Here is a 20,896-nt window from a genome sequence, read left to right as displayed (position 1 = left end):
ATTCTTTTTTTGCAGGTACGACGGCACACGTGATCGGGAAAACCACTGGTCGGATAATACGTGTGAATATTGTCAGTTATTCGCGTGGGAATAATCAGTGTCCTTCCAGGCCATTTGCAAAGGACACGCGGCGAATCAGATAAAAAACGACCTTGGATGTCGTTCCTGCAACAGGTCAGTGCTGTGGCACGACCTCATAGCCTGCGAGGAACAGGTCGATGGCCGACTCGATGACGTTCGCTTGAGCGTCGGCGTCCAGGGTCGGCTGGCCGAGGGTGATCTGTGGCCAGAAGGCAAAGGCCTTGAGCAGGCTTTGCACCTGGTGGGCGGCGAAGCATGGGTCGGTGCAGCTCAGCCGGCCGTCTTCCTGGGCGGCGCGCACCCATTGGGTGAAGCCTTCTTCACGCTTGCTCAGGCGGTTGACCATGTCCTGGGCACGTTCCGGCGAGTGGATGGTAGCGGCAATCGCGACCCGGGCCAGGTCGAGGAAGTTGGCGTCCGACATCATCGTCATCTTGGCCTGCAGCAACCCGCGCAGTTGCTCCCGCAGCGGGCGGTCGCTGGCGTAGCTGACGTCCAGTTGCGCAACACTGCTGGCCCACAGTTGATGCAGGATCTCGGCGAACAGCTCTTCCTTGCTCGGGAAGTGGTTGTACACCGTGCGCTTGGAAACCCCCGCCGTGGCGGCAATCTTGTCCATGCTGGTGACCTCGAACCCGTTGTCACGAAACTCGGCAATGGCGGCTGCCACGATGGCTTCGCGTTTACGGTCGGTGAGGCGCAGGGGTACAGTCATGGTGGGAGTTCGGCTCTGAAGGGAAACTTACACTCGGTAGTTTACTTGCTCCCGGTTTTGTTGCAATCTAGAAACTACACTGTGCAGTGTAATTTTTAGAGCAGTCTGCAGGAGTTCCTCGGTAATGGCCACGATCTCAACCCGTCTCGACAGTTCTTCTACAGCGCCCAAGTCTTCCGAACAGCATCAAGGTCACTTCACCAATCAGAAGCCCATCCAGCATGGCGGCTTGGGCAAGACCCTGGGCATCATGTGGAAGATGCTCTTCCAGAAGCCCCGCAGCACGCGCCCGGTGGGTGAGATCCCGGTGCAGCCGCTGACTCGCGAGCAACTGTTTGCCGCCCCGGACCATAGCGTTTTCCGCCTCGGCCATTCCACCGTGCTGCTGAAAATGCGCGGCAAGTTCTGGCTGACCGACCCGGTGTTCGCCGAGCGTGCTTCGCCGTTCAGTTGGGCGGGCCCCAAGCGTTTCCATCAGCCGCCGATCAGCCTTGAGGACCTGCCGCCGATCGAGGCGGTGATTCTTTCCCACAACCACTACGACCATCTGGACCACAAGGCGGTGGTGCAACTGGCGGACAAGACCCGCTATTTCCTCGCGCCGCTGGGTGTGGGCGATACCCTGGTCAAGTGGGGCGTGGATGCCAGCAAGGTGCGGCAGCTGGATTGGTGGCAGGGCACTGAAGTGGACGGGATTCGTTTTGTGTCCACGCCGGCCCAGCACTTTTCCGGGCGCGGCCTGTTCGATGGCAACCAGACGCTGTGGTGTTCGTGGGTGATGATCGACGGCTCACGGCGAATTTTCTTCAGCGGTGATACCGGCTATTTCGAGGGCTTCAAGCGTATCGGCGAGCAGTACGGCCCGTTTGACCTGACCCTGATGGAGACGGGTGCCTACAACGTCGACTGGCCCCACGTGCACATGCAACCGGAAGAAACCCTGCAGGCGCACATCGACTTGAAGGGCCGCTGGCTGCTGCCGATCCATAACGGCACGTTCGACCTGGCGTTTCATGCATGGCACGAACCCTTCGACCGCATCATGGCGCTGGCATGGGAGCGTAACGTGTCGATCACCACACCGGCGATGGGGCAGGCGTTCATGCTCAACCAGCCGGAGCGCGGGCAGGCCTGGTGGCTGGAAGTCGAGCATCAGGGCAGTGAAGCGCACGTCAGCGGATAATCACCGTCTGATCGCGCGCTCAGGGATTTTGAACGAGCCATAACCAGCCATTTCCGACAGACATCCACCTCGCTGAAGGGATGCAATCACGCCTCGAAACTTTATTCCGGGGCGTGGGAGTGTATGGACGATAAGAGTAGGAAGGTCACGGGGCCGGGCGTGCGCTGCCTGTTCAAGCCTTCAGGATCGGGGGACAGTTGTACTCCCCAGCCTTGCGCCCCCACTGCCAGCCAGGGTGTTGTGTTTGGCAGTCATGCGGCCGGTACGATCGTCAATTCGGCCACTCACCAGGGCGGCCTGGAGTTTGGCTCCACGGGCGGTTACGGCCCCAGGCTCGACCTCCCTGGCCCCATGATGCACAGCGTGCGTGATCCCGCGTTATCACTGATTGCCCTCAGCGGTGTCGACCCTGAGGGGCGGGTGATGGTGGAGATTCCACCCGTCGCTGATTCGGGTCATCTGATCAACACACCGCCCTTGGCTGGCAGCCGTATTGGTTTTGCCAGCGAGTACGTTACCGGTGATGTGCGCAAACCCGCCAAACACAGCTCGCACTTTGCCCGGGTACTGGACGTACTGCGTGCAGCCGGTGCGCAATTGGTGCCTGTGACGGCGCGGGTGACCGATGACACACGTCACTTCACCCTGGACCCCGGCAATGAGATTAACGACCGGGTCACGGAAAACCGCCTGGATGGGGTGGTGGCGGATGCGCAAGGTGTTGCTTTCCACAAAGCAGCGACTGCCGATAACCCACGCTTCAGCGTGCCCGCGGGCACCGACGTCGACGGGGTGTCGAGGGTCGTCTGGTTCTATGGTGCGCACTGGTCCAGAGATCGTCTGGCGGCGTTGGTGCGAGGTTGCCAGCAGGCTCTAGGGCGGCTTTAAGGGCCTACGCCATGGGGAGAGTGATCGTACGCCGCGGTAAGAGTTGCCCCCGAGTCATCGAGTATTTCGCTTCTTAGACTGAGGCAGGGATATCGAACGGTATTCCCAACATTCAGGCAGGCGGGGAGTATTTATGATCGGACCAGGTTTGGGCGCGGGATGGGCAGCGGGGCTTTTCGATGCAGTGGTGAACCCGCCACAGGCCTACAGGAGTGCCGACGATTTGGCAGCGGCCATGACCCGGCCCAATGGGGCCAGTTCCGATTCGGTGGTGAGGGATTCGCTGAAGCTGATCGCCAACATGGACAAGGGCTTGCAGGGCGGCAATGCATTCATTGAAATCAATCCTGACGCTCGTGTGAAAGCCCGTGCGCTGGATCTGGAACGGGCCGAAGGCAAAGTGCGCGGGCCTTTGCATGGCGTTCCGATAGCGCTCAAGGATGTGTTCGAAACCGGCGACAAGATGCAGACCAGCGGTGGCTCCATGGCGCTGGTGGGCAGGCCCGCTTCAAGGAACGCCAAGGTGGTGGACAACCTGCTGAAGGCTGGCGTTGTGATTATTGGAAAAACCAACATGAGCGAATTGTCCAATTTTCGCTCTGAGGCTCCGGTTGATGGCTGGAGCTCCAGGGGCGGCTTGACCCTCAACCCGCATCGGCTGGATGGCCAGGCGGCGGGATCGAGTACGGGCTCTGCGGTAGCCGTTGCTCAAGGGATTGTGCCCTTGGCATTGGGGGTCGAAACCAATGGTTCAATCATTACGCCGGCGGCTTACAACGGTGTTATTGGTTTCAAACCGACCGAAGGGTTAGTGAGCACTGAAGGGGTGATGACCAGTTCCCGCCAGGACACGGTGGGCACCTTCACCCGTAACGTACGTGATGCGGCGCAAGCACTGGATGCGATGACGGATACCAACCGCTACACCCAGGGAATCAAGCCTGACGCCTTGGTGGGCAAGCGCATCGGCTATACGCCGTTGCCTGAGTTATCAGCAGAAGATGCCAACGACCCGGCGAAAATAGCCGACAGGCAGCACTTCGAGGATGCCATTACGTTGCTGCGGGGCAAGGGCGCGACATTGGTACCCGTGGGTCAACTGGGTGAGGGCGTCCCGTACGAAACCCATGAACAATATAACGACGCGTTGTTATCGGACGTTAAACACCAGCTTGAAGCCTACCTGGCCGGACGGGCGGGCTTGCCGGTGAAGTCGCTGGCTGAGCTGATTGAATTCAACGAGCGCAACAGCGGTCCGGGTGTGCCGGATCAACAGATGCTCACCATGATCAACGGGATGGATATCAGTGATGAGGCGCGCAATGAGTTATGGGCTGCCATCGGCCCGATTTTCAAAAGCACCATCGATAAGCCACTGGCCGAGCATAAGCTTGATGCAATAGTGTCCAATTTTCACTCGTACAGTTACTACTACTCGGCAGTGGCCGGTTATCCCGGTATCTCCATGCCATCGGGAATGGACGACGAAGGGATGCCAACGGCTGTTCACTTTTATGGGGCAAATTTGAGCGAAGCCACGTTGCTGTCGGTCGCCTACGGGTATGAGCAGGCCTCCCATGCAATCAGGAAGCCTGCGTTTACACCCGGCCTGCGCTAGTCCGGATTACTTCAACCCATAACGAGCGGCGGGTTCACGGTGCGACAGGTTCGGGCCCAGGGCCAGCCGTGCGCTTTCGTAGGTGTCCCAATCGGCGCTGTCCGGCAGGGACGGAATCGTCACGGCTTCACCCTGGGCAAGGCCTGCCAGGGCGGCGTCCACCAGGTTCTCGGTGGTCATCACCATGGCTTCCGGCAGGTTGTTCACAGGCAGGCCGGCGATGTCCCAGAACTCCGTGGCGGTAGCGCCTGGCAGCACTACCTGGACCACCACGCCCTTGTCACTCAGCTCATGCTGCAGCGATTCGCTGAACGCCTGCACGAACGCTTTGGTACCGCCATACACGCCGTTCAGCACTTTGGGAGCGAGAGCGACAATCGAGCCGATATTGATAATCGTGCCACGGCCCTGGGCGACAAAGTTGGTTGCCGCGGCTTTGGCCAGGCGGGTCAGCGCCAGTACGTTCAGCAGAATCATCGCGTCCATTTTGTCGGCATCCGACTCCAGCAGCGAAGCCGTGGCGCCCACACCGGCGTTATTCACCAGCAGGCTGATACGGCTGTCTTCGTGCACGATCCGGGCGATTCGCGCCAAGTCGGCTGGCAGATTGAGATCGGCCGCTATCACCTGCACGTCACGCTGGGTATTGGCTTTCAAGCGTGTTGCCAACTGCTCCAGACGTTGCTGGTTGCGGGCCACCAGAATCAGATCGTAGCCGGCACGGGCCAGGCGGTCGGCATACACCGCACCAATTCCTGACGAGGCACCGGTAATCAGGGCATAACCTTTGTGTTGCGACATGGCAGTTGCTCCAAATGGGCCGGGGAGGGGATCGGCCTTGTTGGAACCAAGATTATGGGTGTAATGTGATGGCTGCAATGTCATATATCCCTCCTTTAGAGACATGAGGTTTGGCCATGGTGTCCGTCGGTATCCTGCTTTTTCCCGGTTTCCAGGTGCTCAGCCTGTCCACCAGCAGCGTGTTCGAGTTTGCCAACTTCGTTGTGGGGCGACCGTTCTACCGCGTGGACTTGTTGTCGGAGCATGGCGGGCCGATAAAAAGCTCCATGGGCTTTGCCATTGATAGCCTGGCGTTCGGACAGCAGGTCTACGACACGATCCTGGTGCTGGGGGACAACGAACTACTTGAGCCCACTCCTGGCATGGTGGAGTACCTGCAAGCATCATTGACGGCGTCGCGCCGGGTTACATCGGCCTGCACCGGTTCGTTCCACCTGGCAGCGGCCGGCCTGCTGGAAGGGCGCAAGGCAACCACCCACTGGTACCACGCCATGACGTTTCGCCAGCGCTACCCCAATGTGAAGCTGGAGGAAGACCGGATCTTCACCGTCGATGGCCCGCTCTGGACCTCTGCCGGGATGACCGCCTGCATCGACCTGGCCCTGGCCCTGGTCGAGCACGATTTGGGCGTGGAAGTGGCCCGCGACGTGGCGAAAAAACTGGTGGTTTACCATCGCCGTGCCGGTGGCCAGTCACAGTTCTCGGCGTTGCTGGAACTGGACCCAAAGTCTGACCGCGTACAAACCGCCCTGGCGTGGGCCAAAGGGCACTTGCACGAGGACCTCTCGGTAGAGCAACTGGCGCAAGCGGCACACCTCAGCCCGCGTCAGTTCAGCCGACTGTTCCGCGCCGAAACCGGGCAATCGCCGGCCAAGGCGGTAGAACACCTGCGCATTGAAGCCGCCCGGTTGATGCTCGAATCCGGCAGCCACTCCATCGACGTTGTCGCCCGGGAGACGGGCTTCGGTGACCCGGAGCGCATGCGTCGAGCCTTCCTGCGAGCGTTTGGCCAACCGCCACAAATGATCCGTCGGGCGTTGCAGTTGCAGGCGTGAACTTGCGGGAGCCAGAACCTAGGGCAACTCAGGCGAATAGCACTTCAATACGTCCTTGAGTACGTGAAGCTGGCGCAGCCGTAATAACGATTTGCACATCGCGCCCCAGGCGCGACAAACACTCAAGCATTTTGGCTTCACTGATACCCCGAAACCTGCCACGCAGCATTTCAGACACCTTGGGTTGGGATAAACCGAGAATGACGGAGGCTTGTGCCTGAGTGAGGCTACGTGCCTTGAGAATCTCACCAATCTTCGTCGCCAGCTGTGCCTTGACCTGCATTTCACTGGCGTCGGGCTGCCCGATGTCTTCATAGACATTGCCGGTGCTTTCTTCGATCTCAATCGCGTTGTGATGCTTGTGCATGATCCTGCGCCGCCTTGAGTCGCTGTTTGATCAGTTGTATGTCGTGCTGTGCTGTAGCGATGCCTTTCGTCGACTTTTTCTGGAAGCAATGAAGGACATAAACAGCTGAGTCGAAACGGACGGTATACACACCACGATAAGTGTTGCTGTCGAAATCCTCCACCACCTCAAGTACCGCGTTACCGCCAAACCCTTTCAATGCCTTGGTCTGTGAGTGCTTGCCTCCTCCTTGGGCGAGGTGGAGCGCAAAGCCAAACACATCTTGAACAGGCCCAGGCATTTGCTGCAGATCTTTCTTGCTACCGCCCACCCAGAGGAGTGGCTTCCATGAACTCATGAGAGGATATACCTAAATAGGGATAAGCGTCAGCGCGAAGAGAAATCTTACTCAACCGTTTCAAGCACTGAATGCTCTGACGACAGTGGCAAAGAGCCCCGCACATTCATCCCCCAACCCGGCGCAAAGCCCGGGAAAAACACCAACCCTTCAGCCTCCAGGCGAAACGCCACACTCAGGCGGACAGCATCGTCCACGTCGCCATGGCTTTCAAAACGTTGAAGGGCGTCCACTTCCACATCCGCTTCCCGGGCCAGGTCTTCCCGGCTCCAGCCCAGCATCAGGCGGGCCTGGACGCTGTGCCGTGGGGTGAATTGATGAAGGACGATCTGCTGTTCTACAGTGCTGCTCATTGCCAGAGAGGACATGGACTTTCTCCAGGTTCGACGGGGGAGGGCAAACTATACTGTGTTTTTGTACAGTTGTTTTGACCGCTCATCAACTGGATTTTCCGATAGCGCTGCCGCCGCTCTATTTCGCCCCTTCCAGGTAGGTGCTCGGTGACTGCCCAAGCACCCGGCGGAACATGCTGGAAAATGCCGCCGGGTTTTCATAGCCCAGGTCCAGGGCGATCCGGGTGACGCTTGCACCGCTGGCCAACCGCGCCAAGGCCTGCACAACACAGGCTCGCTGGCGCCACTGCACGAAGCTCAGGCCGGTTTGTTGGCGGAAATGCCGGCTGAAGGTGCGCAGGCTCAGGTGCGATTGTTGCGCCCATTGAACCGGTGACTGGTGCACGTCCGGCCGCTGCAGAAACGTCAGGCACAGCTCAAGCAGCCGTGGTTCCTCCGGCAGCGGGATATGCAGGGGCAAGTGCGTGGCGCGTGCCAGTTCATGCAACAGCAGGCTGACCAGCGCACCGTCGCGCCCGGCCTCGTCGTATTCCAGCGGCAGCTCCACCGCCTCCATCAGCAGCTGGCGCATCAGGGGGGAAACGTTGATGACGTGGCAGTCGGTGCCCAAGTCGGTGACGGCGTGCGGTTCGATATACAGGCTGCGCGTCGACACGCCGAGCATCAGCACTTCATGGGGCACTTGGGCGGGAATCCACACCGCGCGCTGGGGCGGCACAACCCAGTTGCCTTGCTGGGTGCTGACTTGCATCACCCCGGTGGCGCCATACAACAACTGGCCGCGCCGATGGCTGTGGCGCTTGAGCAGATAGCCGTGGGGATAGTCGGTGCCGATTGCCACGACCGTTCGCGGGGTCAGGTCGAGCTGAGCGATGGAAACGTTGCGCATGGAGCTGATTCCGGAAGTGGCAATATCTCGCACATTATTGGCCGACATGCGCAAGCGGGCCAAGCCTTGAGTCTCTATCGTCGACAGCTCTCCCTGATACTGAAGGCGATTCTCGATGTTCTATCTATTACTGGCACTGTTCGGCTGCATGACCGGCGTAACCGCTGTGCTGTTCGGCTTCGGTGGCGGGTTCGTGGTGGTGCCGTTGCTGTACGGCATGCTCAAGCTCAGCCACGACGCGGGCGTGAGTGGATCAGCGATGCATATCGCGGTCGCCACCTCGACCTGCGTGATGATCGTCAACGCGCTGATCGCCACTGGAAAACACCGTCGCAAAGGTAATCTGATTTGCCACTACCTGTGGCCGTTGGGCGGGTACATCGGGGTTGGCGCCGTGCTGGGGGCAGGGGCTGCAATGTTCGCCAGCGGCGATTTCATGCGGTACGCCTTTATCGCCTACCTGGCCATCACCATCGTCGATTGTCTGTTGCGCAGGGGCTTTCTCAGCCAGGACGACACACTCCAGCCACGACGCCTGAGCGGCATGGAAGTGACGGGCGGCGGCATCGCCATTGGCCTGATCGCGACCTTCCTGGGGGTGGGCGGCAGCGTGATGACCGTGCCGCTGTTGCGCCGTTGTGGCTTGAGCATGTCCCAGTCCACGTCCATGGCCAACCCGCTGAGCGTGCCGGTGGCGCTGGCCGGTACATTTACCTACATGCTCATGGCGGGATTCGCCAAGGTGCAATTGGGCACGTGGTATGTCGGCTATGTCGATTTGCTGGCGTTCGCCATCCTCACCCTGGGCTCGCTGCTGGGCATTCGCCTGGCCACGCCGTGGATCGGTCGCATCCCGGATGCACTGCATGCGCGGGTGTATATCGGGTTGTTGGGCGTGGTGATGGTGAGCATGCTGGTCTGACGCAAGTGGATTTTGCGTTCTTTTAGCCGCAGGCTAGGGTTACTTCTCTATTCAAAAGAAAGTGACCGGGGGATGTCATGTCCATTTCCGAAAGCGATTGGCAGAAGTTCAAGGTCCTCAGGGCATTGGCGCTTGAACGCTTTTACCTAGGCGTACTGGCTGATGCAAAGACCATCAGCGAGCGCGAAACGCTTTCTGCCGAGGCTCGGTACAGGATGCTGTATAGCCTCACCAGGGATCGCGATAACGATGTCGTCCGAATGTTTGATCTCTACAGTCGTTCGAAAGCCCGCGAGAGCCTTGCGCAAATGATCAGGCATGATTTGTTGAGTGATTCAGAGTTGTCGGTATTAAGCGAAGAGACATTGAGCGCTATCGGCTACTCGGTCAGGCAGCGTTACGAAATCGAGTGGGTTGCTGCACACGTACAAGGCGACTGAGTCTCGTCTTAGACTTCAGTAAGAATGTTCAGGAAATATCTTGATGCTTAGTTTTAATTGTACGCAGGCGGCTGGTAATTTTTTTAGCCGGGTTCACAAAGGCAAAAAAATTACCCCGGTTCAAAAACCGCCGACACAAGAGCGCCAGGGCGATGACCTGTACGCCGACCCTCATCAGTGGCTGGTCCATGCCGCGACGGTGCAACGTAAACATGTGCTGTTGGCGATACATCTGAAAACCCGCTATTGCATGCTGTTTTTTGATATGAAAAAAGCCGACGCCGATGGCTTCGTGCGCACCTTTATTAATCGGTGGATGAGTGGTGTTTTGGATCTCGCCTTAAAGTCTGATGTTTTGGATTTGGTTGATCCGTCTGTGCCTGAACAGCAATTCGTCAGTTTGGTCGAGTCGTACTCTCTACAGCAGCGGGGTGATCGGAGTGCGCAGACTCAAATCAACGAAATATTGCGGAGTTTTGAGATGGACGCAGAAGGCGTGGATCTTGTTGCAATGCCTTGGAGCGCTCTGCATTACGACGCTCGAATCAACCATACGCCTCGAAGCTTGAAAGATGTGAAGGGGCTTCATTTACCGGATGAGGAAATGCTGATTCACTGGTTGGTCACGGTAGGCGGCTTGGACCCTGCGGGCGCCGCACTTGCACGTGAAAAGTACCGTTTATTCAGCCGAAGGGCCTGACCTGGAATCGCATTACCGTTCTCCCAACCCCGGCGCCTCGCGAATAATCAGGTGATCCAGGTTCTCGATATTGGCACTGAACACCCCGAACGTCTGCTCGGGGTTTTTCTTGCTTGGCACCTGTTTCAGCTCCGGCGTTACCCCGTAGAAGAAGCAATACAGCGCTCGATCACTGTCCACCGCGGCCTTGATCTGCTCCAGGAACGCCTTGCGCTTGCGGTAGTTCTCGATCAGTTTTTTGCTCAGGTAAACGTTGATGGAATAGGGCTTTTTGTCGAGCCAGGCCTTCTTTTCGAAGTCGATGCGAAAGCTGCTGGTGTAGTCCTTGATCTCCTTGATCCTGCCCCAGTAGATCAGGCCTTTGTTGTCCTGCAGGTATTCGATCTTCTTGAAAAACGTCCAGTAGGTCGCGCTGTGATCACCGATCTTCAAGGGCATGCTTTTGAGCTTGTCCTTGTCGCCGATATTCGACACGTAGCATTCCACTGGGTGGGCAAAGACGCTGGTCTTGTCCGGGGTGGTGTCGCTTGAGCTGTGAGACAAGGCGTTGCGGGTTGCCGGCGTTTTCGGCGGCTCTTGTGCGGTGCCAGCCTCAGCACCGATGACCGGCGTTTTGCGTTCGTACTGGCGCCGCGTCAGGACAAATTCCGACGGAAAGTTTTCCTCCGGCCCATCCTCAGATTCGCCTTTTCCGGCAGGGCGACTGGCGTACCGGCAACCTTCAATATGCCGGGTGCTGGGGATGTTCTTGAAGTGGGGCGTACGCAGGTAATTGACGTTTTTTGCATTGAACGTGCCCAACACATTGCCCGCCGCAAACGCCGCCCGGCATTCGTCGTTGGGGCACAGGAAACTGTCCTTGTCGGAATCGAAGGCGGCGGTTTCGTCGAAATTCAGGTCGCGCACGTCATAGATCGACAGCTTGTCGTCGAGACTCAGGCTGTAGGCCGTGTCGAATTTCATGGGGCTCGGGTCCGTGAGAGATTTCGCTATTAATAGCGGGATATCGAGCAAATATCAGTAGAAATTACGCACGGACCACCACACGCCGGCCACTCAGGAAACACAAGGTGCCACCCACCGCCGTCAGCCCGCTGAGTACATAGAACATAGAGGCGGGGGATGCGTTGATCAGCAGGTAGCCGCAGATCACCGGGCTCAGCGCCCCGCCAAATGCCGCCAGGTTTTGTGCGCCGTAATAACTGCCGCGCAGGGCGTCCGGGGCGATGGTGTCGATAAACAGGAACTCGGACGGGTAGATGATCATCTCCCCGAGGGTGAACACAAACATCGCGACACACCACGACACCAGGCCGTCCGCCATGCTGAAGCCGATCAACCCGGCAATAAACAGTGAGGTGCCGAGCACGATCCAGTAGCGCAGTTGTTCACGCTTGAGGAAGCGGCCGATCTGGTACTGCATCAGGATCACCGTGATGGCGTTGCACGCCAGCACCGCAGAGAGAATTTTCAGCGCGTTCTCCGGCTTGTAGGCCACCAGCAGAAACTGCGACAGATAGAGGGTGTAGCGCCCGTGGACAATGGTGCTCAACAGGCTGCCGCTGGTGAACAGGATCAAGGTGCGATCGCTGCGCAGGGTCCTCAGGGTGCTGAGAAAACTTAAGGGTTTGTTGCTGTCGTCGCGCTGGGTCGGTGGGATGCCGATCATCAGGAACAGGCTGCCAAAGGCAATCGCGCTGGCGATCAGGAACGGTGCCAGGGGCATCTGCCCGGCAATCACCACGCCGAGCATCGGGCCGGTGGCGTAGCCGACATTGGTCAGGGTGTAGCGCAGGGAAAACACCTTGGCCCGCTGGCCCACCGGCAGGTTCTCGCTGATGATCGCCTTGGAGCCGATCAGGAACAGTGCCGAAGCGGCTTCGGTGATCACCAGGGTCAGGGTGGTCAGGTACAGGTTGCTGGCGAAGGTCAGCAACAGAAAACCGATGGAGCTGGAAAGCATCGCCAGGATCAGCAGCTTGCGCTTTTCCAGGCGGTCGATGATGTAGCCACCATAGAGGCCCAGCAGGGTGGCGATGAACACGGCGATGCCCATCAGCAAGCCGATGTCTTGCTGGTTGAGGCCCAGGCGGGTGCTCAGCAACAGGGCGAGCAATGGGCTGGTCATGGCGCGGCTGACGACGATGGTCACCGAGCAGATCATCAGGCGGCGGATTACCAGGGAGTACGTGGCCACGGTGGGGCGGATGTCCTTATTCTTTTTTCAAGGCGATGAAGATCCAGTGTGGGAGCGGGCTTGCTCGCGAATGCGGTGTGTCAGTGCCAACTGTACTGGCTGATCCACCGCATTCGCGAGCAAGCCCGCTCCCACATTTAGATCGAGTTACTGGCCGGCATTGATGCTGATTTTTTCCACCGCACCTTGCTCCAGATCCCACTTCTGCAGAATCTTGCCGTAGGTCCCGTCATCAATCATGCCCTGCAACGCCTCACTGATGGCCGTGACCAACTCGGTATTGCTCTTCTCAATCCCAAGCCCGGTGAACTGCTTGGAAATCGCCAGGCCCACCGGCTTGTACTTACCCTTGTCCAGCGACATCAGGTAAGGAATGGTTTCACTGCCCTGCATCGCCGCATCCAGACGGTTCTGCTGCAACTGAGCCCGCGCATCCGCCGAGCCCTCGGTACCAATCACCACGATGGCTGGCTTACCGGCCTTTTCGCAGTTTTCCTTGCTCCACGCGGCAATTTCCGACGGCCAGGTCGTACGTCGGCTGGTGCCGACTTTTTTACCGCACAGGTCAGTCAATTCCTTCAGGTCTTCACGCTTGGCCAGAGTGTACAGCTGCGGGCCGCTGGTGAAGTAGTCGATAAAGGTCACCGCCTTCTGACGCTCGGCGGTGTCGGTCATACCCGACAGCACAATGTCCACGCGCTTGGTAGTCAGGCCGCTGAGCATTTGTTCGAAGCCGGTTTCCTGCCACTTGATCTTCACCCCCAAACGCTCGGCCAGGGCGTTGCCCAGGTCAAAGTCCAGGCCGGTGAGCTTGTTGGTGGCGGTGTCCTTGAAATCCATCGGCGGGTAGTTCGGCACGATGGCCGCGCTGATCTCACCCTTGTCCTTGATCGCTGCCGGCAATGCCGCCAAAACCGAAGTGGAGGCCATCAGGCCTACGAGCAAACTTGGAAGAAACAGATTTTTCATGGGGGCGTTCTCGTTAGTTTTTTAGTTAAGTGCGAACGGCAGAAATAAAGCTTTGGGTACGCGGGTTTTGTGGGCTTATTAGAATTTCTTCCGGGCTGCCGGCTTCCACAATCTGGCCGGCATCCATAAACACCATGCGGTTGGACACTTCGCGGGCGAAGCCCAACTCATGGGTGACCACAATCATGGTCATGCCGGTGGTGGCCAAATCGCGCATCACCGACAGCACTTCTCCTACCAGCTCCGGGTCGAGGGCTGACGTGGGTTCGTCAAACAACATCAGCTTGGGGCGCATCGCCAACGCACGGGCAATTGCCACACGTTGTTGCTGGCCGCCGGACAACTCCACCGGGTAGGCATTGCGTTTGTCCGCCAGGCCGACGCGGGCCAGCAACTCCAGCGCGTCCTCGGTGGCTTCCTTGGGCGAGCGCTTGAGCACCTGGCACGGGCCCTCGATGATGTTCTGCAACACAGTCATGTGCGGGAACAGATTGAAGCGCTGAAACACCATGCCGGTGGCCAACCGCTGACGGGCGATCTGTGATTCATTCAATTCGTGCAGCTTGTTGCCGACGACCCGGTAGCCCACCAGTTCGCCATCGACCCACAGGCCGCCCTTGTCGATTTTTTCCAGCTGATTGACGCAGCGCAGCAGGGTACTTTTGCCGGAACCGGACGGGCCGATGATGCACAGCACTTCGCCTTGTTCGACTTCCAGGTTGATGTCCTGCAACGCGTGATACTGGTCGTAATACTTGTTCAGGTTCACGGCCTTGACGATGCTTCTCATGGGGCAAATCTCCTCAGTCAGGGCTTACGAACGCTTGCCGGCGCCGCGGGCAAAACGACGCTCGAGGCGGCTCTGACCGAATGAAAGAACAGTCACCACCGCCAGGTACCAGATGCCGGCAACAATCAGCAGCTCCATGACCCGGGCGTTGGCGTAGTAGATGTTTTGCGCGTTGTGCAGCAGCTCCGAGTACTGGATCACACTCGCCAGGCTGGTCATTTTCACCATGCTGATGAACTCGTTGCCTACAGGCGGAATGATCACCCGCATCGCCTGGGGCAGAATCACCCTACGCAGCGCCTGAAGGCTCGGCATGCCGATCGACTTGGCGGCTTCGTACTGACCGGTGTCCACCGACAACAGGCCGGCGCGCACCACTTCAGCGGTGTAGGCACCCTGGTTGATGCTCAGGCCGAGGAGGGCGGCCACGAACGGCGTCATCAGGTCCACGGTGTCGATGCTGAACAGCCCGGGAATCGCGATCACCGGGAAAATCAGCGCCAGGTTGAACCACAACAGCAGTTGCAGAATCAGCGGCGTACCCCGGAACAGCCAGGTGTAGGTGATGGCCACGTAACGCAGGATCGGGTTGGCCGACATGCGCATGATCGCCGTGATCACCCCGATCACCACGCCCAGCGCCATGGCCAGGATCGACATGATGATGGTGTTCACCAGGCCCCAGATGATCGCCTCGGACGTGAGGAACTGACCGATGTAGGACCATTCGATCTGGCCGTTGGCGAATGCACGCAGCAAGGCAGCCAGTGCGATCACGATCAACGTGGCAAAAAACATCCGCCCGTAATAGCGACGCGGCACGTGCTCGTACTGGGTGATATCGAACTGGCTCTCGGTCTGCTGGCGCTCGGCTTGCAAGCGCTCTGCCGGGGTTTGTTTCATGGTGACTCTCCAAAACAACTGAATACACTGATCGTTCCCACGCTCTGCGTGGGAATGCAGCAAGGGATGCTCTGCGTCCCCAAAGCGTGACGCGGATCGTCACAAGAGGCATTCCCACGCAGAGCGTGGGAACGATCTTTAAATTCGAAAGCCGGTGTAGTTTTCTGCCCACTTCTGTTGCGCAGCCAGGGCCACCTTCAACCGCCCAATCTGCTCCCGCACCCGATCCGGCGCCGTACCGCCCCAACCACTGCGCGCCGCAATCGCCGCTTCCAGGGTCAGGCACTCACGCACTTGCGGCGTCAGCCGCGTATCCACCTCTGCCAACAACGCCGGCGAGGCTTCCCACAATTCAATTTCATGCTTCTCACAGGCCTGCACCAAGGCACCGGTAATCTCATGGGCCTCCTTGAATGGCACACCACGAGTGGCCAGCCAATCCGCCACCTCAGTTGCCAATGTGAAACCCATTGGCGCCTGACGCCGCAGCTCTTCCACCTGCACCTTCATCGTCGCGACCATCCCGGCCATCGCCGGCAGCACCAGCAGCAACGTATCCACGCTGTCCAACACACTGTGCTTGTCTTCACTCAAATCGCGGTTGTACGACAGCGGCAACGACTTGAGCGTGGACATCAGCCCGGTCAGGTTGCCAATCAACCGCCCCGCTTTACCCCGCGCCAATTCGGCAATGTCCGGGTTCTTCTTCTGCGGCATGATCGAGCTACCGGTGGCGTAGGCATCGTCCAACTGCACCCAGCGAAACTGCCGCGACGACCACAGGCAAAACTCCTCCGACAGCCGCGAAATATTCACCCCGAGCATGCCCGCCACAAACAGAAACTCCGCCACGTGGTCACGACTGGCTACAGCATCAATCGAGTTTTCGCACGGCCCGGTGTAACCCATCTCCTTGGCCGAATGCTCCGGCTGGCGCGCAATCGCCGAGCCCGCCATCGCCGCAGCACCCAACGGCGACAACGCCGTACGCGCATCCCAATCCACCAGGCGCTGCACATCCCGCAGCATCGATTGCGCATGGGCCAGCAAGTGATGGGCGAACACAATCGGCTGCGCCTGCTGCAAATGGGTGAAGCCCGGGCAGATGCTCTCGATATGCTGCTCGGCCTGGTCCACCAGCGCCTGCTGCAAGCCCAACACCTCGGTGGTGATGGTGCGCGCGTGGTCTCGCAGGAACAGGCGCAAATCGTTGGCCGTCTGGTCATTGCGCGAACGCCCGGCGCGCAACTTGCCGCCCAGGGCGCCCAAACGCTCGGTCAACACCCGCTCGATGAAGGTGTGCACATCCTCGTCATCCAGCGTCGGGTGCAGGCGGCCAGCGGCAAAGTCCTCACCAATCCGGTCCAGCGCTTCCAGGGTGCGCAAGGTTTCCGACTCATCCAACAACCCGGCGCGCTGCAACTCACGGGCATGGGCCCGGGAGCCAGCCAGGTCATAGGGCGTCAGGCGAAAATAGCGCTCGGGGCAACGGGACAGCGCCGCCAAAGCAGCAGACGGGCCGGACTTGAAACGAGCACCCCAGAGGCGATCGGTGGGCTGAGACATGGTGTTCCTCACGCTTGTTTTTAGAAGTGACAAGCCCGATGGACGTGGCTTGGCCTTATGGATTCGGAGGGCAGTAGCAAAACGAAAAGTCCTGATCGTAGTGTCAGGTTTTTATGGGCGTTAAATCAGCCGGTAAAAGCTGTTCAACCCGCTATATTCAAGGTTGCCAAGGGCGGTTAAGTATGTTCATTATTGCCGCCCGGCGATGTTCATGGAGTAGGTCAAAGCCTGTTGAATATGGCACTTGAGGTCAACACGTATTATGGAAACCCCACTTTCCAATTCTGGAAACATACCGCCAAAACCCGGCACAAGACCGCCCCTGCAACTCAGCGGCCTGGACTTCAAATTGCTGCGGGTGTTCAAGGCTGTGGTCGAAGCGGGCGGCTTCAGCGCGGCGCAGAACGAGCTGAATGTGGGCCTGGCGGCGATCAGCAAGCAGATTTCCGACCTGGAAATTCGCATCGGCATGCGCCTGTGTACGCGAGGGCGGGAAGGGTTTGGCCTGACCGAAGAAGGCAAATTAGTCTATCAAGCGTCCATTGAATTATTTGCCTCGGTAGACAGTTTCAGAGACAAGCTTAGTTCGGCGCAGAATGAACTGATCGGCGACCTTAGTGTGGGCGTTATTGATAACACCGTCTCCGACGTTAATTCACCATTGATTAACGCGCTGGGAAGATTACATACAGAGTCGCCAAAAATAAGATTACGTCTACATGCCTCGCAACTGGACGAAGTTGAACGGGGCGTGGTGGAAGGGCGGCTGATTGTCGGCATCGTCCCGGTGTACCAGCGACGGGAAGAATTCGATTATTTCCCGCTGTACGAAGAAAAGTCCCACGCGTACTGCGCCGTCGGGCATCCGCTGTTTGAAGCGAGTGACATCAACGCAGATGTGTTGCGCCAGCATGAAGTGGTCAACCATCGTTACGCGATCCACAGCGACAAGGCCAACTTCGTCAGCTACGACAGTCAGTCCGCCTCGGCCTCACAGGTTGAAGCCGTGGCCATCCTCATCCTCACCGGCCGCTTCCTGGGCTTCCTCCCGGAACACTACGCCGCGCCGCTGGTGAAGGAAGGGCGCCTGCGCGTGTTATGCCCGGAGCAGATCCACCTGAGCACAGCGTTCAACCTTATCCTGCGCCACAACGCCCCACGAAGCCCGCTGGTCAAAGCCTTCGCAACGGCATTGGGCGTGGATCTGAAAGCGCCAATCTAATCCGCTCATCCAACCCTGAGGACATACAGAGACCCCCTGTGGGAGCTGTCGAGCCCCAGCGAGGCTGTGATGGGATCAACTCGGTCTACCCGCAGACCCTATCCACCCGCATCACCGCCGCAACTTGCCCAAACTCTTCTTCGCATGAAAATGCGCCTCCTGCGCCGCCACCAACAGCTACCTGTTCGGCTACGCTTGTCGGGTAGCTGCTATAGAGCTATGCAATAGAGCATCTGCAAACTATCATTCTTACCTGTCTTCCCATGCCTTGAGAGGTGTTCCTTATGTCTACTGGAACGATCTTCACCAATAACCGTACACAAAATATCCGCATCCCTGCTGACATGCGTTTTCCCGCTGGGGTGAAAACTGTAGAGGTGCGTGCCGTGGGGCGCGAACTGATTATTTCGCCGGTTGAAAACACTTGGGACAGCTTTTTCCTTGCAAGCGAATCGGTATCTGATGATTTTATGGAGGAGCGCGCCGACCAAACCCAGCAAGAGCGAGAGTCCTTTGATGATTAAGTACATGCTTGATACGAACATCGTGATCTACATCATCAAGCGTCGGCCTATGGAAATACTGGAAAAATTCAATGCGAATGTAGGTCGTATGGTGATCTCTTCGATCACCCTTGCGGAATTGATGCACGGGGCCGAAAAAAGCCAGTTTGTTGAGAGAAATACTCGGGCGGTGGAGGACTTCATCTCCCGGCTTGACGTCATTCACTACGATGACAAGGCCGCTTTTCACTACGGCTCGATCCGCTCCGATCTCGAAAAGAAGGGCACTCCAATCGGCGTAAATGACCTGCACATCGCGGGCCACGCCAGAAGCTCAGGATTGGTCTTGGTGACTAACAACGAAGGTGAGTTCAAGCGAGTGAATGGCTTGATCGTGGAAAACTGGATCGCCGCCTAAGGCAGTCAATCCAGCGCACACCGATAGGTCGTCCAGGCGATTCAGCGTTGCTTGATTCGTTTCTTCTTCGCATGAAAATGCCGAAAATGCGCATCCTGCGCCGCCGCCAACAACTCCCGATCCCCGCGCGTATCACCCCAGGCCCTGAGCCGATACTCCCCCAGATCCCCATAAACCGCCTCAAGCCGAAGCACCTTATTCTCACACCGGCAATTATTCCCGGTGAGCTTGCCCGTCAATACTCCGTCAACCACCTCAAGCTCAGTGCCTATCAACTTGATCCCAAGCCGATCCGCAAACGGCTGCAACACCAACGCTGGCGATGCCGAACACAGCGTCACCACCGCCCCGGACTTCACCTCATCGGCCACCGATTGCAGCCCGGTTGGCCGCATCAACTTGTTCCAATAGGCCTGGCAATACGCTTCCGCTTTCTGCTGAACCCACGCCTTATCCACGCCGGTCATAAAGGTGCGGATCAACTGCGCCTTGAGCTCATCACGGCTAATGACGCGCAACAGAAACTGCGCGCCAGGCACCGCCAGCTTCACCATCCTGCGCACGAACTCGCCTTTACCAAAGGCGAACTTCAGGAACGGCACGAAGCTGTCGTGGTGGGTCAGGGTGCCGTCGAAGTCAAAGACGGAGAGTACTTTGGCATCCAAGGGGCCGGATTCGAGCATGTCTGGGTTCACGGGCGGGTCTCGGTCCTATCTCGTAATTTTGGTAATACATCAGTTGTGACCACAGAAGTTTACTCTTCTTTCAATCTTTCGATTTTCGAGTAAAGCCCTTTGGTGAAGTCACCGCGGTCACTTGATCGGTGACAACGCTGATGGCAATTCGGGCACAAGGCTACAGCATTGGTGATGCGATCCGAACCCTTCTGGGCGAGGTGCTTGACGTGATGTACTTCAAGAAATGGCAAGCCATCCACTTCGAAGGGAGCGTTTGAACCGCAGCCTTCGCAAATGCCATTGGCCTCATTCAATACCCAAGCGCGTACTTTGGGATCGCGAACAAAAGCCGTACCGACAATGGACACTTTCTGTGGCTTCGCAATTCCGTCCGGCACCTTCTCGATGGGCTGCTGCAGTAGCTTGGAGGCTCGGCGGACGAGGATTTGTTCATCTGCAGTTTGCGCTGTTTCATCTGATTCAAATATACGAAGGGCAGTGAGGGCTTTGCGAATCTGTTGTTCTACTCCCGAGCCCACGTTATTTGCAGGTTTGTACCCCTTGATTCGATCCAGGCCCATTTGGACCAGAACCGCAGAGATATTCTGCATGCGAAACTCGATGGAGCCTTCTGTACGACCTGCGATTGGTCCCTGACGTAGCAATCGGTTTTCATGGGCTTTATTAAAGGGTTGGCCGCTCTTCTCCAACGCCAACATCTTCAAGTAGGTCTCGACTGCCGCGGCTAATTCCTCGTCGCTCCAGTCGATGCTGTCTTTTGTAATATCCATACAGTCGCCGAGGGTAGAAAGTCCTCGGACGATACTGAGTGGCCACTAGCACGTCTACGAAATTTCCTACTGGGCTGTAGGATTTGGCACTCTGCAAATACAAAAAAGCCCTGAACAAGTCAGGGCTTTTCAGTTGGCTAAGGAATCAATCCCAGCTCAGCGCGCCGCCAGTCTGGTACTCGATCACACGGGTCTCGAAGAAGTTCTTCTCTTTCTTCAAGTCCATGATCTCGCTCATCCACGGGAATGGGTTAGTCGTCCCTGGATACTCTTCCTTCAGACCAATCTGCGACAGACGACGATTCGCGATGAACTTGAGGTAATCCTCCATCATCGCCGCATTCATGCCCAACACACCGCGTGGCATGGTGTCACGCGCGTATTCAATCTCCAGCTGAGTCCCTTGCAGGATCATCTGGGTCGCTTCTTCCTTCATCTCGGCATCCCACAAGTGCGGGTTTTCGATTTTGATCTGGTTGATCACATCGATACCGAAGTTCAGGTGCATCGA

Annotated in this window: 25 protein-coding genes; 10 read left to right on the top strand and 15 right to left on the bottom strand. The window is 58.0% G+C overall.

Translation table 11 applies throughout. The annotated features are described in order from the left end of the window. Positions 1–175 precede the first annotated feature (175 nt). Complete coding sequence (locus tag HX786_RS22290; RefSeq protein WP_003211473.1) at positions 176–796, bottom strand: TetR/AcrR family transcriptional regulator; 621 nt, start codon at positions 794–796, stop codon at positions 176–178. A gap of 124 nt (positions 797–920) precedes the next feature. Here HX786_RS22290 and HX786_RS22285 point away from each other — a divergent pair, with 124 nt between their 5' ends. From HX786_RS22285 to HX786_RS22275, 3 genes are all read left to right on the top strand, one after another. Beyond that, positions 921–1,979, top strand: coding sequence for an MBL fold metallo-hydrolase (locus HX786_RS22285; RefSeq protein ID WP_003211475.1), 1,059 nt, complete (start codon positions 921–923; stop codon positions 1,977–1,979). Between the two features lie 123 nt (positions 1,980–2,102). Beyond that, positions 2,103–2,867, top strand: coding sequence for an amidase family protein (locus HX786_RS22280; RefSeq protein WP_177027670.1), 765 nt, complete (start codon positions 2,103–2,105; stop codon positions 2,865–2,867). Between the two features lie 235 nt (positions 2,868–3,102). Beyond that, positions 3,103–4,485, top strand: coding sequence for an amidase family protein (locus HX786_RS22275; protein WP_256351031.1), 1,383 nt, complete (start codon positions 3,103–3,105; stop codon positions 4,483–4,485). A gap of 6 nt (positions 4,486–4,491) precedes the next feature. Here HX786_RS22275 and HX786_RS22270 read toward each other — a convergent pair whose 3' ends face one another. Then, positions 4,492–5,286: an SDR family oxidoreductase gene (locus tag HX786_RS22270; RefSeq protein WP_178912593.1), complete on the bottom strand. Its 795-nt coding sequence runs from the start codon at positions 5,284–5,286 to the stop codon at positions 4,492–4,494. A gap of 116 nt (positions 5,287–5,402) precedes the next feature. Here HX786_RS22270 and HX786_RS22265 point away from each other — a divergent pair, with 116 nt between their 5' ends. Continuing rightward, positions 5,403–6,341, top strand: coding sequence for a GlxA family transcriptional regulator (locus HX786_RS22265; protein ID WP_008432938.1), 939 nt, complete (start codon positions 5,403–5,405; stop codon positions 6,339–6,341). Positions 6,342–6,369: 28 nt separating this feature from the next. Here HX786_RS22265 and HX786_RS22260 read toward each other — a convergent pair whose 3' ends face one another. The 4 genes from HX786_RS22260 to HX786_RS22245 form a co-directional block, all read right to left on the bottom strand. Beyond that, positions 6,370–6,708 carry a helix-turn-helix domain-containing protein gene (locus HX786_RS22260; protein WP_003211485.1) on the bottom strand — a complete coding sequence of 113 codons (339 nt, stop codon included), beginning with the start codon at positions 6,706–6,708 and terminating at the stop codon, positions 6,370–6,372. Next, positions 6,683–7,045, bottom strand: coding sequence for a type II toxin-antitoxin system RelE/ParE family toxin (locus HX786_RS22255; protein ID WP_003211487.1), 363 nt, complete (start codon positions 7,043–7,045; stop codon positions 6,683–6,685). The genes HX786_RS22260 and HX786_RS22255 overlap by 26 nt, the downstream gene beginning before the upstream one ends. A gap of 47 nt (positions 7,046–7,092) precedes the next feature. Beyond that, complete coding sequence (locus HX786_RS22250) at positions 7,093–7,413, bottom strand: helix-turn-helix transcriptional regulator (RefSeq protein ID WP_023659239.1); 321 nt, start codon at positions 7,411–7,413, stop codon at positions 7,093–7,095. A 103-nt stretch (positions 7,414–7,516) separates the two neighbouring features. Continuing rightward, on the bottom strand, positions 7,517–8,287 hold the full coding sequence (locus tag HX786_RS22245) for a helix-turn-helix transcriptional regulator (RefSeq protein WP_177067317.1): 771 nt from the start codon (positions 8,285–8,287) through the stop codon (positions 7,517–7,519). 115 nt (positions 8,288–8,402) lie between these two features. Between HX786_RS22245 and HX786_RS22240 the strand changes: the two genes are divergently transcribed. The 3 genes from HX786_RS22240 to HX786_RS22230 all read left to right on the top strand — a co-directional run bounded on the left by HX786_RS22240 (position 8,403) and on the right by HX786_RS22230 (position 10,349). Further along, positions 8,403–9,209 carry a sulfite exporter TauE/SafE family protein gene (locus HX786_RS22240; RefSeq protein WP_178912592.1) on the top strand — a complete coding sequence of 269 codons (807 nt, stop codon included), beginning with the start codon at positions 8,403–8,405 and terminating at the stop codon, positions 9,207–9,209. Positions 9,210–9,286: 77 nt separating this feature from the next. Further along, positions 9,287–9,649 (top strand): hypothetical protein, encoded by a 363-nt coding sequence (locus HX786_RS22235; RefSeq protein WP_178912591.1) that lies wholly within the window; start codon positions 9,287–9,289, stop codon positions 9,647–9,649. 43 nt (positions 9,650–9,692) lie between these two features. After that, positions 9,693–10,349 carry a hypothetical protein gene (locus tag HX786_RS22230; RefSeq protein ID WP_023659241.1) on the top strand — a complete coding sequence of 219 codons (657 nt, stop codon included), beginning with the start codon at positions 9,693–9,695 and terminating at the stop codon, positions 10,347–10,349. A gap of 12 nt (positions 10,350–10,361) precedes the next feature. Here HX786_RS22230 and HX786_RS22225 read toward each other — a convergent pair whose 3' ends face one another. The 6 genes from HX786_RS22225 to argH form a co-directional block, all read right to left on the bottom strand. Further along, the gene (locus tag HX786_RS22225) at positions 10,362–11,312 is read right to left on the bottom strand and encodes a hypothetical protein (protein ID WP_178912590.1); all 951 of its coding nucleotides are present in this window, start codon (positions 11,310–11,312) and stop codon (positions 10,362–10,364) included. A gap of 64 nt (positions 11,313–11,376) precedes the next feature. Then, positions 11,377–12,546: an MFS transporter gene (locus HX786_RS22220; RefSeq protein WP_003211499.1), complete on the bottom strand. Its 1,170-nt coding sequence runs from the start codon at positions 12,544–12,546 to the stop codon at positions 11,377–11,379. A gap of 147 nt (positions 12,547–12,693) precedes the next feature. Further along, positions 12,694–13,515 carry an ABC transporter substrate-binding protein gene (locus HX786_RS22215; protein WP_102605193.1) on the bottom strand — a complete coding sequence of 274 codons (822 nt, stop codon included), beginning with the start codon at positions 13,513–13,515 and terminating at the stop codon, positions 12,694–12,696. A 25-nt stretch (positions 13,516–13,540) separates the two neighbouring features. After that, positions 13,541–14,305: an amino acid ABC transporter ATP-binding protein gene (locus tag HX786_RS22210; RefSeq protein WP_003211502.1), complete on the bottom strand. Its 765-nt coding sequence runs from the start codon at positions 14,303–14,305 to the stop codon at positions 13,541–13,543. Positions 14,306–14,329: 24 nt separating this feature from the next. Continuing rightward, entirely contained in the window at positions 14,330–15,208 is an 879-nt protein-coding gene (locus HX786_RS22205) for an amino acid ABC transporter permease (protein WP_177019354.1), read from the bottom strand. 138 nt (positions 15,209–15,346) lie between these two features. After that, positions 15,347–16,774 (bottom strand): argininosuccinate lyase, encoded by a 1,428-nt coding sequence (gene argH / locus HX786_RS22200; RefSeq protein ID WP_102369728.1) that lies wholly within the window; start codon positions 16,772–16,774, stop codon positions 15,347–15,349. A gap of 262 nt (positions 16,775–17,036) precedes the next feature. Between argH and HX786_RS22195 the strand changes: the two genes are divergently transcribed. The 3 genes from HX786_RS22195 (at position 17,037) to HX786_RS22185 (ending at position 18,917) form a co-directional block, all read left to right on the top strand. Continuing rightward, complete coding sequence (locus HX786_RS22195; protein ID WP_087693116.1) at positions 17,037–17,996, top strand: LysR family transcriptional regulator; 960 nt, start codon at positions 17,037–17,039, stop codon at positions 17,994–17,996. Positions 17,997–18,280: 284 nt separating this feature from the next. Then, positions 18,281–18,520 carry a type II toxin-antitoxin system VapB family antitoxin gene (gene vapB / locus HX786_RS22190; RefSeq protein WP_008432930.1) on the top strand — a complete coding sequence of 80 codons (240 nt, stop codon included), beginning with the start codon at positions 18,281–18,283 and terminating at the stop codon, positions 18,518–18,520. Next, complete coding sequence (locus HX786_RS22185; protein WP_008432929.1) at positions 18,513–18,917, top strand: type II toxin-antitoxin system VapC family toxin; 405 nt, start codon at positions 18,513–18,515, stop codon at positions 18,915–18,917. The genes vapB and HX786_RS22185 overlap by 8 nt, the downstream gene beginning before the upstream one ends. Positions 18,918–18,958: 41 nt before the next feature. Here the strand turns inward: HX786_RS22185 and HX786_RS22180 are convergent, their stop codons facing one another. The 3 genes from HX786_RS22180 to HX786_RS22170 all read right to left on the bottom strand — a co-directional run. Further along, a complete protein-coding gene (locus HX786_RS22180) occupies positions 18,959–19,600 on the bottom strand; it encodes an HAD-IB family hydrolase (RefSeq protein ID WP_087693117.1) in 642 nt (213 codons plus the stop codon). Positions 19,601–19,671: 71 nt separating this feature from the next. Beyond that, a complete protein-coding gene (locus HX786_RS22175; RefSeq protein WP_177035194.1) occupies positions 19,672–20,385 on the bottom strand; it encodes an HNH endonuclease signature motif containing protein in 714 nt (237 codons plus the stop codon). A gap of 145 nt (positions 20,386–20,530) precedes the next feature. Next, positions 20,531–20,896, bottom strand: a 366-nt coding sequence (locus HX786_RS22170) for a ribonucleotide-diphosphate reductase subunit beta (RefSeq protein ID WP_073525043.1), incomplete at its 5' end; no start/stop codon positions are given.

This window comes from Pseudomonas sp. 21615526, assembly GCF_013386245.1.
GTDB lineage: Bacteria > Pseudomonadota > Gammaproteobacteria > Pseudomonadales > Pseudomonadaceae > Aquipseudomonas.
The sequence above is the reverse complement of the archived record's forward strand: the minus strand, read 5'-3'. Positions and strand labels throughout refer to the sequence as shown.